Origin of the sequence: Paenibacillus sp. FSL P2-0136 (assembly GCF_037975325.1) — a bacterium.
In the GTDB taxonomy this organism is placed as follows: Bacteria; Bacillota; Bacilli; order Paenibacillales; family Paenibacillaceae; genus Paenibacillus_AQ; species Paenibacillus_AQ silagei.
Genome location: NZ_CP150244.1, coordinates 5,420,727 through 5,431,577 on the forward strand (window position 1 = coordinate 5,420,727; position 10,851 = coordinate 5,431,577).

A 10,851-nucleotide genomic window follows, 5' to 3' on the forward strand; every position below is an offset into this window, starting at 1 on the left:
AAGATTTTTAAGCAATGGTAAAATAGAACAAATGTTCCCGTTAAGATAAGGGTATGCTGAGTCGGGGATAGTTAGAACCGGGAAGGAACATTTAGAGATAGAGAAAAGCTGGAACAAACAGGAATTCCACCGCATTCCCTAGATGGAACTGAAACCCAAAAGGAGGAAATATTGAATAATCTCATACCCCTTCAAAGGAGAACGTCCATGCTTCTAAAAGCGAGTCTCCAATCGACTCTCATTTTCGTTTTTTTGTTAGCCCTGGCCGCCTGTAGCAAGGGGGATAATGTTTTAAAAGGGAAGGTACACACAGTAGATGTAGAGAATACAAGGATCTTGGTAATCGCTCAGTTGAAAGAAGAAGACTTGAATAAGAATTACAAGGAAGTTCTAGAAACTAATATGTATTCTCAAGCCATTTGGGTAAATGGAGTTTCACCTTCTAAATATAAAAAGGGTGAAGAAATTGAAGTGTTCTATCAAACAAGTGATGATTCGTTTCCGGCACAAGTTACCGCCAGCAAAATTGTAAAATCAAAAATTGAGCAATGAAGCCTGCAAGCCAAGCAAGGGGCCCCGAGCTACTTCGGTTCCTTACGGACCAGAGAGCCGTTAATTTGAAGAAACAGGAACTTCTTGCGGAGTAACGGACCGAGTGGACCTTATTGTCTCTCTAAAGAACGTTTAGGAGCGGAATATTCGTTAATAAGGGCCGTGGTGTCCGCAACTTGCCCAAGTTGTGACTCTCCTTCGAAATAAGCGCGTCTCAGTCCGTAACGCCGAGCCGACCGTCCCATTAAGACCGAACCCCGTCGGAGTATGAGCATACACTGATCAAGGAGAATAGAGGATGAATGGATTGATCTAGTATAAAAAATCCCGCCGGCCAATTAAGGCTGACAGGTTTTTTTTCTTTTATCCAGTCGAAACGCCGGAAAAGGTCACGGGTCCGGTAACACTGGCAGTATTGAGCAGAACATTGGTGCTGTTATTGGCCACACCCAAAGAATAGGCATTGGATGGATTGCAAGTACGATTAACACATTAATGTGTGTGGATAGAGGAAGCTCGATTACTGAGGGGCTGGACTGCAACTGTCCGCCTTGCTTGGGCTAACGAAGATAGCTTATACTTCCTTTGTCCTCTGCAAGGGACATAAACTACCGGTAAAGAGAGGTTAACCATCATGCTTCAAGGCAAAACGAGGACGGCCGTTTGGACCGGTTTGGTTCTGTACACGGGTCTCACTCTGTTTTTCTTATTTGTCGGCTTCAACCGCTCATCGGCTCTGCCGGAGACAGGCTTACGGTATCACCTGTCTTTTGACGGGATTCCGTTGATATTTCCGGGCTATGGTTATTCGGAGCTTTGGGTCTTCAGCCTGGGTAACTATCTGGCCTTCGTACCGTTCGGGCTATTCATTCCGCTACTGGTCCGCTCCCGGTTCCTGCCGTTCCTCTTGGTCTTCATAGCAGCCATCACCGGGGTAGAGCTGATTCAGATGGTGACCCATTTGGGTGCGTTCGACATTAACGACATCGTCGTTAATACGCTCGGTGCAGCTGTCGGCTACGGCGCCCAGCGGCTGATCCGCCGCGACCGGTGGGCGCCAATAGGTATGCTCAAGCTCCTGTCCTCAGGCGCGGTCTTGACACTACTTGTCTACTCCGCCGTGAGCGGTATCAATTATTATCTGGAGCATGGCCGCGGGGAGATCAGGGCGCTGGATCAGCTCCCTGTTGAACGTGGTAAAATACAGTGGGAACAAAGGCTCAACAGCTTCACTATGGCCCAAGAACAGATCGAACCAGCTATCAATCTGTACAGCCCTAATCATCCGGGACTCCACGAGTTCTCACTGCGCCTGGATGGACAGTATAAGGAGTTAACCGGGAATTTCGGCGTCCCTGACGATGCTATCCCTGCTAAGGGCAGCGGCACCAGCAGCGTCATGATCAGCGCCGACGGAGAAGAGCTTTACTCCCTGGATGTGAATATCGCACCAGGCGAGAATCAGCCGCTGTCTTTTCAGGTGCCGCTTGAAGGCAAACAGGAGCTGACCCTTACAGTCAAAACTGATGCTGCCGACCCTCGAACCCATGCGGTATTGTGGGACCTTACGCTCGTAGAGGCCAATGCCGGCCAAAAGCTGGCAACGCGGCTTCAGCGGCTGTTGGGCGGGGGATAAAATAAATAGGCCCGCTAGCCAGATAGCTCCTGCAGATAGAAACTTATGCGTGCCCCTTCCAAGCCGTGGATGGCCCGAGGGGTCTTTTTCGCATTTGTGAATGAGATTATTTAAGCGCTTCGTTAAACGCACTTTCGATTTGCTCCGCATTCTTGGAGACCGTAAACAAAATATATGGGCCTTTGACCTTTAATATATGCTTTTCGACGAGGTAAAATTGCTCAGGACGGTAGTCCTTCAGCTTGACCTTTTGAGCCTCAATTCTTTTCATGATTTTCTCCTTAACGCTTTCCGCCTGATTCTCTTGCTTCACCCTGATCACGGCCAGCTCATTTGCTTCGACGTTCGATTCTGCCGTATAGAGCACAAAATCCTGAACTTCCTCTACATTAAAATGATAGAGCTTCTTAAGCCTGTTCATATCCCCTTTTTCCATGGCTTCCATAGAAGCCGCTTGCTTGATACGCTCCTCAATGGTATGGACAGGAACATCCTTGGCGTCTTCCTTCTTACTGGAGCATCCGATCAGAATGCCACATAAGCTCATGACTGCAGCCAGGACAACTAAGTATTTCATTCTCTTTCCCGGAAACATCGTTACTCAACCCCTTTATGGATTATTCCACAGAATCTGCTAATGATGTAATAGATGGATCTTCAACAAATGTGGTGATGTTATACAAAATCAGCATGTCGCGGATTTGCCGTTCTTCCGTAAGCTTCAGTAGATCCCCATCATAATAACGGAGGTCTACCACATCAATTTCACTGAAATGCGATGTTAAAAAAGGGATCAGGCTGTTGGCATACGAATCTTTAACAATAAGCAGTCTCCGCCCTTCCGTATGTCCGGTTGTTATGCGGATCAGGCTATGATTCCCATTGAAAAAAACAGTGTATTTATCCTTCTTTGTGAGGTTTTCCATAACGTACATCGAATCCGCACTTTGCTGTTCGTGGGCATAATCCACGGACAGGGCCGCCGGTCTCTTGGGATAATACAGCTCTATAGAATCCGGCTGTACGTGCCTGAATCCGCTTTTCGAATACAAAGATCCGTAGAACTGACCGGGGACCTCACGAATGTTGAAATCGTCTTCGTTCTTGGGGGTAAAACTTATGGATGCACCCAGCTCCCGATAGGCTAGAAAAGTGCCTTTGGTCGTCCAGTGATGGTCAGTTTTGTAATAGAGCGGCTGCTCCTTGTTCGCCTCCAGCGCGGGGAAAACATCGATCCAGTGAATATTCCCGAGATCAGAAGCCTTTATCTTGTTCCAATAGACCCTCTCACCGCCCCCGGAAGCATAAGGCGGCAATTTATCCTCAAGTATGGAAGCTGCCGTCGGCACCAGCATCATATATTTGCGCAGACCAGGCGTAGCCTGATCAAAGGCTTGAATGGCTTTCACCTTGTCTTCCAACTCTCCTTCCCCGGGAGGAGTAAATTTTTGAATTAAGTATCCGTCCTTGCCGATGTAAACCCCGTTGCTCTCTTTCCTTCCCAATCCCCGGTCCGCGTCAGATTTCAGTCCAATCCAAAAGTCCCTCTCCATAAACTGATCCGATAGATACGCTTCAAATTCGGAAGTAAACTTGCCTGATTCTAAGGCTTGAAGCGAGAAGGCCGGGAGCTGCTGCAGCATCCGGTTCTCTGATTCGGAAAATACCTTTCCCGGGGTCAGAATATTGACAACCAATACCGCCCCGGTAAACATAAGCAGTACAATGGCGAGTGCGCGGTAATAGACTTGGTCGTATTTCTTCAATCAAATCACCTCCAGCAAAAACATCAAAAACGAAAGTATAAGAATGGATTGTACGTTGCATTGACCAGATACGCTGTTGAGGCCACGATGAAAATGCAGTAGATGACAAGCGTGGCAATCGTGCCGGACCGGGCAAATCTGGTTCGGATACGGGCCAAGGCTTTGCCGGGTAACGGAGTGGCACAAACCGTGAGGATCAGCAGCAGCAGGGCATTCCCCGACAGATCGTAGAGCGCCCGGTTGTCAGCGAATCCATGTGTTCCGGCACCAAACATCGTTCCGATGAAGGTCAGGGCTGCGGGCAATTGTTCAAATTCGAAAAATACCCAGCCGATGATCACGATCATCAGGGTGTAGACATGGCTTACCAAGACAGGCAAGCGCTGAAGCTGTTTCAAGAGAATTAGCTTTTCAAGTGTGACAAAGAGACCGAAATATAAGCCCCAAATGATAAAATTCCAGCTCGCTCCATGCCACAATCCGGTTATAAACCATACCACCGCCAAGTTTCGGAGCTGTTTCAGCTTACCCGCCCGGTTCCCGCCGAGCGGGATGTAGATATATTCACGGAACCAGGCACCGAGCGAAATATGCCATCTCCGCCAAAATTCCGTAATGCTCCTGGAAATATAAGGATAGTCAAAGTTCTTCATAAATTCGAACCCGAACATTCTACCCAGACCACGTGCCATATCCGAATACCCGCTAAAATCGAAATAAATTTGAAACGTGAAGGCGACAATGCCGAGCCATGCAGAAAGAACCGACAGCTCCCCCGCAGGCACCGCTTTGACGCTTGTCCACAGCAAACCGATATTGTTGGCAAGCAATACTTTTTTAGCAAGCCCCCTAATAAATAGTTCCGCTCCTTCGCCAAAACGCTCCAACGTCACTGTGCGCTTAGCGAGCTGTCCCGCGATATCTTCATATTTAACAATCGGTCCCGCCACAAGCTGCGGAAACATCGTTACGTAGGCGCCGAAGGAGATCAGGTTCTTCTGAACACTCACTTTCCCCCGATAAATGTCGATTACGTAAGACATCGTCTGGAACGTGTAGAACGATATGCCCACCGGAAGCGGAAGATCTGCTGCCTGCAAATGCAGGTTAAAGAGCGAATTGATATTATCGAACACGAAGCCCGCGTATTTAAAGAAGCCAAGAATCCCCAGGCTGCCCATCATGGACAGGATCAACACTCCGCGTGCAATCACTTTACGATGCCTGTATCTATCGATCAGAACCCCGTTCACATAGTCGAATATCGTCGAGAAGATCATCAGGAAAATGTAGACGGGCTCGCCCCATGCATAGAAGATCAGGCTTGCGGCGAGCAGAACAGCATTTCTAATCCTCATAGGCGAGATATAGTAGATCAGCAGGGTGACCGGCAGAAAGAGAAATACAAATATAAGGCTGCTAAAAACCAATCCCCGTCACCTCCAGAGCTTCACCTGGCTGCATGTTATTTCACCCGATCTTTCAGCAAATCGAGCATACGTGTATAGAATTCCGGTTTAAAATGAATGCCGTCCGAGCTATACAAATGTTGGCCGTCATCAAAGATCGAAGATAAATCGGCAAATCCAACCTGCTGCTTGTCCGCCAGCTCTTGTAAGCCTTGGTTGTAATCGCTGATATTTTTGTAACGTGGCTCCACTTGTTCAGCCTCTGGCGTGACCGGAGTGACCGGCAAAACCGTTATGGATGCCTCCGGAAGCTTCTCCCTGATACTGTCGATCAATTCGGCGTAAAACTTCAGCGAATACTGCTTCGGGTTATCGGTAATTTGGGGCGGCAACAGGATATCATCGGACCCCAGCATGATAAATACATATTGCGGCTTCCGCTCTGCCAGCTTGTCCACATCTCCACTCATCAGAGATAGCTCGGTAGTCTTTCCGGCACCTGCCACTACATTGAACTCGTCCAGAATGTCATGGTAAGATAGTGCCTCTGTAATCGAATCTCCCAGAAATACGCTGTTCTTAAATATCGTTTTATAGGAAGTCTGGTTTGACTTCTCCACCTGAGCTGTGTCATTGGCTTGCGGCTGAGACGTCGCGCTTTGCGGGTTTTGTCCACTCCCGCATGCTGCCAGGGTGAGTACGGTGCTGCCTATAACTAGCGTTGAAATGATTTTTTTTAACATGAACATGGTCCTCTCTTTATATAAAATTAGGTAAAGATAGTAAGGCTCTTGCCCCTCTCTGATAGAAAGAGTAACAGGGAGAGATGCAGAACAAGTGCAGAGGATATCAAGGCGGTATCAAAAAAGAACAAAAGAAAAAGCGCAGAACCAAGGTCTGCACTTTCTTCCGTATTGCTACGCCTTTTTATTCAATTGAAAATAAAAAATCACTCCATCGGAGGTATTGTTCACGCCGTAAGGCACATCGTGCATCTCCAAAATTTTCTTGGATATGGCAAGACCAAGACCCGTCCCACCAGTAGACCGGTGGCGGGAGGTTTCACCGCGGTAGAAACGGTCCCATACTTTCTCCAGCTGCTCATCGGGGATATGGGCGCCTTTATTTTCGATACAAATTAGAATGGTGTCCCTCTCTTCCGAAGCGTTGACATATATAGATTCTTGCTCCGGCGTATACGAAATCGCATTGGTCAGGAAATTGACGATGACCTGCTCTATACGGCGCTCGTTCCCCTGGACTTGGGCAGGGATAAGTGAAGTGTGGAGAAGTAGCTGCTTGGCTGCAAAATCCGGCGTTAATTTAGTACACACCCGGTTGATGACTGCATCGATAGAGAACGAGCCGGTGTCCATTTTATAAGTATCCGATTCATATTTGGCCAATTCCAGCATATCGTCAATCAGCACATTCATCCGGCCGACCTCGTCTTCCATCGCCGCAAAATAATGCTCCCGCTTATGGCTTGCAACCCCGTCATTCAAAATGGCAAGGCAGCTCTGAATGACGCTTAACGGAGTCTTCAGCTCATGCGATACGCCGGATATAAATTCTTTCCGCGTATGCTCCAGCTGCTTTTCCTTCTCGATGTCCTGCTCCAGCTGGAGAATATGCGAGTGCAGGCGCTCGGAAAGCTCGTTAATGTTGCCCGACAAGTCTCCGATTTCATCCTTCGTGGTGACGGGAATTTTCTCCGAAAAATCGAGCTCTGCCATTTGCCGGGTGGTACGGCTGATACGCAGCAACGGGCGGGCAATCTGACGGGAGTAGTAAAACGATGTCAGCAGTACAAGCAGCAAGGCCGCAATAATGATATACACATAGTAGTCGTTGATGATCCCAGCGGCTTCATTAACCGGCTGCAGCGATGTCATCGCAAACAGGTATGCCGGATTTCCGTCGCGATCCCGGGTGTGGTCCACGATAATTTTGTAGTTCACGTGATTTTCTTCAACATCTATAACCTGTTTTGCGTTCGCGGCATCCTTCAAGTCACCGTACAACAGATCCGCCTGAAAAGCTTTGATGCGGTCCAGAAACAGGTGATTGGTGTAACGCGAGACCCCAGCCCCTTCCGGCACCCGGACTTTCGTAATCGTTCCTGTGACCAGAAAGGTGGAATATTGCTCACGATATTGGACCGCACCCAATCGGCCCAGTACCTCGTACTCTTTGCTCACCATCTGATGATTCTCCAGCCGGCTCTCATCTCTCAGATTGGCACGAATCCTTCCCATCCGCTGGATCACTGGCTGATTGTTGATGATTAAGCCTTCCATGGCGATCATTCCCCCTTCTTCAATCCAGGGAGTGAGGAACGTTTGATTGCTGCTGAAGTCCTCTACGTTAATAAAACTGTATAGCGGCACGGTTATCGTTGTATCAGCAAGCGCCGGTTCGTCCGAATGATCCAGCTTAATGTCCATGAAGAAATCATCTGCAAACTTTAAATTTCCGCGGGAGTCCAAAGCCGTGATCCAGGTGTTATGCTTTTGAAAAAAGTCTTGCTCCAGCTTGGCCATCTCCTGCGTGTTCGAGCCATGATCCAGGTAGTCTTGTTCATAAGCCTGAAGTGCCGCGTTAACGTCTTTTATTTTCTGATGAACGTAGAACTGTTTGAAAAATACGGTCTGCAAGATGAAAATAACGGCGATCAGGAACAGGCACAATCCTGCTGTCAGCAGGAACAGTTTAAGCACAATCCCCTTTTTCATAGCTCTTCCTCAAATTTATATCCTGAACGCACAACCGTAACAATCTGCCTGGCATGCTCCCCCAGCTTGGAACGCAAATTGCGGATATGACTGTTAACCGTACGATCATCGCCCGCGAAATCATATCCCCAAATTTTCGTAATCAGCTGCTCTCTGCTGATAATGATCCCTTTGTTTTGCAGTAGATAGGCTAATATTTCGAATTCCGTATGCGTTAGATCAGAGCTTTTGCCGTCAACCGAAACGGTCCGGGATGGAAAATGGATTGAAATGCCTCCGCCGGACACCCTGTCGCTTTCATGCTCATGCGTATGCCTGCTCTCCAGCAGCCGCTTGGCCCGGGCCAACAGAATGAGCGGGCGGTAAGGCTTGGTCACGTAGTCGTCAGCGCCAAGCTCGAACCCCAGCAACGTATCGTCCTCATCCGAACGGGCCGTCAATATGATAATCGGCACATTCGACGTCTTGCGGATTCGCCTGCATACGGACCATCCATCCAATTCCGGCAACATGATGTCCAGCAAAATCAAGTCCACCTCATGCTCCTGAAATAACGAGATTGCCTGCTTTCCGTCAATGGCTTCAATCACGCGATATCCCTCTTCCAGCAGATAATCTTTCATAATTTCACGTAGAATATTTTCATCTTCCACAATCAATATTGTTTTTGACATATGATAACCTCACCCTTTTTTTGTAGAACCAGGAACATAAAACGCATAGAACTACCAAAGTATACAATAAGGTTACCCTATACAGATAAAGATCATATGCAGATGAACTGCAGATCAAATAAAAAGACAGCGAGATAAAAAAAGATCCTCCCCAAGTTTCTTGAGAAGGACGATTTAAAGACATTTTTATATATAAAACATGTAATTATCCGCCTGGCTCTCTTCCTTGAAGTTGATCAGGTCGGACAAGGTGGTGGAGTCCAGCACATCGGCGATGCTGTCGCGGATGCGCAGCCAGAGGTCGCGCTTGGCCGGGTCGTCTTCTTCGGTGAAGTCTACCGGGGAGATCGGGCCTTCCAGGACGCGGATGATATCTCCGGCGGTAATGGTGTTGGTCTCGCGGGACAGAATATAACCGCCGTAAGCTCCGCGGATGCTCTTCACCAGGCCTGCATTGCGCAGCGGGGCGATGAGCTGCTCCAGGTAATGCTCGGAGAGTCCGTTTTTCTCGGCGATGCTCTTAAGTGATGTAGGCCCCTCGCCGAATTTCAGGGCAAGCTCCATCATAATGGTTAATCCGTAACGTCCTTTGGTTGAGATTTTCAAAGGGGCACCTCTTTCGGTTTAGTTGCATATCAATGTATTCCGATGTCTGCTCTCAGCTTATGTTATCATATCTATGGACACATTTGAAACAGCAAACGGCAATAATTCACGATTTTGTTCTCCACTGGTGGACAAATTGTCAATTTCGGACCGTTTTTCGCTATATTTCATAGCAGTAGTGTCCTCGTTTGGGGTAGACAGGTATGTTATAATACACAATGAGCCGGGTGTTCAGTGAGAACGCCGGTATTTTGTGTACAGAAAATGGTGATCACGATGACAAAAGCTAATCAGGATATCCGGGTCGTCGTCGGGATGTCGGGCGGAGTGGATTCCTCTGTTACAGCGCTGCTGCTGAAGCAGCAGGGATATGACGTCATCGGCATCTTCATGAAGAATTGGGATGATACCGACGAGTTCGGCGTATGTACGGCCGAGACCGATGCCGAGGATGTGCGCCGCGTCTGCGAGCAGATCGATATTCCTTACTATACCGTTAATTTCGAGAAGGAATACTTTGATAAAGTCTTTTCCTATTTCCTTGAAGAATATAAGGCTGGCCGGACCCCGAATCCGGATGTGATGTGCAACCGCGAGATCAAGTTCGGCGAATTCCTGAACAAAGCACTGCAGCTTGGCGCAGATTATGTCGCTACGGGGCATTACGCCCGGGTCGTGGAAGAAGACGGCCTGTTCAAGCTGCTGCGCGGTGTGGACAACAACAAGGACCAGACGTATTTCCTAAATGCGCTGAACCAGTACCAGCTCTCGAAGGCCATGTTCCCGATCGGACATCTGCCGAAGCCGGAGGTACGCCGGATTGCCGAGGAAGCCGGACTCTATACCGCGAAGAAAAAAGACAGCACCGGCGTCTGCTTCATCGGAGAGCGCAATTTCCGCGAATTCCTCAGCCAATACCTGCCTGCACAGTCAGGCAATATGGTCGATATCGCTACGGGCGAAGTGAAGGGCCGGCATGACGGCCTCATGTACTACACGCTGGGCCAGCGCCAGGGGCTTGGTATCGGCGGCTCGGGGACAGGTGAACCCTGGTTCGTGGCCGAGAAGGATCTGGCAAGCAATACCCTGTATGTGGTGCAAGGTGAGAAGCACATCAGCCTGTACTCGACCAGTCTTATAGCTTCAGGGGTGAACTGGATTGATCCGGACACCCTTGGTGATGAGCCGCTGAAATGTACTGCCAAGTTCCGCTACCGCCAGCCGGATCAGGGCGTTACGCTGACGAAGCAGGCCGATGGAACCGTCCATGTGGCCTTTGACGTTCAGCAGAAGGCGATTACGCCCGGACAAGCCGTGGTCTTCTATCTGGGCGAGACCTGTCTTGGCGGCGGAACCATCGAGACGGCCGACAAAGTCGCGCCACTGGCGCAGGTCTGATTGCACCCCAGCCAGAGAGCTACCCTACTAAAGAAAAACTTTCTAACGGGTGAACAGTGCTGGTGCCTACCCCAT

At 48.9% G+C, this 10,851-nt stretch carries 10 protein-coding genes; 3 read left to right on the top strand and 7 right to left on the bottom strand.

Features of this window, described 5'->3' with window-relative positions; all coding sequences use genetic code 11:
* Positions 1–207: 207 nt before the first annotated feature.
* The gene (locus NYE26_RS22995; protein ID WP_339250373.1) at positions 208–552 is read left to right on the top strand and encodes a DUF3221 domain-containing protein; all 345 of its coding nucleotides are present in this window, start codon (positions 208–210) and stop codon (positions 550–552) included.
* Positions 553–1,186: 634 nt separating this feature from the next.
* A complete protein-coding gene (locus tag NYE26_RS23000; protein WP_339250375.1) occupies positions 1,187–2,188 on the top strand; it encodes a VanZ family protein in 1,002 nt (333 codons plus the stop codon).
* A 106-nt stretch (positions 2,189–2,294) separates the two neighbouring features.
* On the opposite strand, the gene NYE26_RS23005 is transcribed toward NYE26_RS23000, so the two are convergent.
* The 7 genes from NYE26_RS23005 to NYE26_RS23035 form a co-directional block, all read right to left on the bottom strand.
* Positions 2,295–2,765, bottom strand: coding sequence for a DUF4358 domain-containing protein (locus tag NYE26_RS23005; protein ID WP_339250377.1), 471 nt, complete (start codon positions 2,763–2,765; stop codon positions 2,295–2,297).
* A gap of 40 nt (positions 2,766–2,805) precedes the next feature.
* Positions 2,806–3,954, bottom strand: coding sequence for a DHHW family protein (locus NYE26_RS23010; RefSeq protein ID WP_339250379.1), 1,149 nt, complete (start codon positions 3,952–3,954; stop codon positions 2,806–2,808).
* A 23-nt stretch (positions 3,955–3,977) separates the two neighbouring features.
* Entirely contained in the window at positions 3,978–5,384 is a 1,407-nt protein-coding gene (locus NYE26_RS23015; protein ID WP_339250381.1) for an MBOAT family protein, read from the bottom strand.
* Between the two features lie 35 nt (positions 5,385–5,419).
* Positions 5,420–6,106 carry a GDSL-type esterase/lipase family protein gene (locus tag NYE26_RS23020; protein WP_339250383.1) on the bottom strand — a complete coding sequence of 229 codons (687 nt, stop codon included), beginning with the start codon at positions 6,104–6,106 and terminating at the stop codon, positions 5,420–5,422.
* A gap of 174 nt (positions 6,107–6,280) precedes the next feature.
* Positions 6,281–8,098, bottom strand: a complete 1,818-nt coding sequence (locus NYE26_RS23025) for a HAMP domain-containing sensor histidine kinase (protein ID WP_339250385.1) — start codon at positions 8,096–8,098, stop codon at positions 6,281–6,283.
* The gene (locus NYE26_RS23030) at positions 8,095–8,772 is read right to left on the bottom strand and encodes a response regulator transcription factor (RefSeq protein WP_036732321.1); all 678 of its coding nucleotides are present in this window, start codon (positions 8,770–8,772) and stop codon (positions 8,095–8,097) included. The genes NYE26_RS23025 and NYE26_RS23030 overlap by 4 nt, the downstream gene beginning before the upstream one ends.
* 186 nt (positions 8,773–8,958) lie before the next feature.
* A complete protein-coding gene (locus NYE26_RS23035; protein ID WP_036732323.1) occupies positions 8,959–9,378 on the bottom strand; it encodes an Rrf2 family transcriptional regulator in 420 nt (139 codons plus the stop codon).
* A gap of 276 nt (positions 9,379–9,654) precedes the next feature.
* Here NYE26_RS23035 and mnmA point away from each other — a divergent pair, with 276 nt between their 5' ends.
* Entirely contained in the window at positions 9,655–10,776 is a 1,122-nt protein-coding gene (gene mnmA / locus NYE26_RS23040; RefSeq protein ID WP_036732325.1) for a tRNA 2-thiouridine(34) synthase MnmA, read from the top strand.
* Positions 10,777–10,851: the final 75 nt, after the last annotated feature.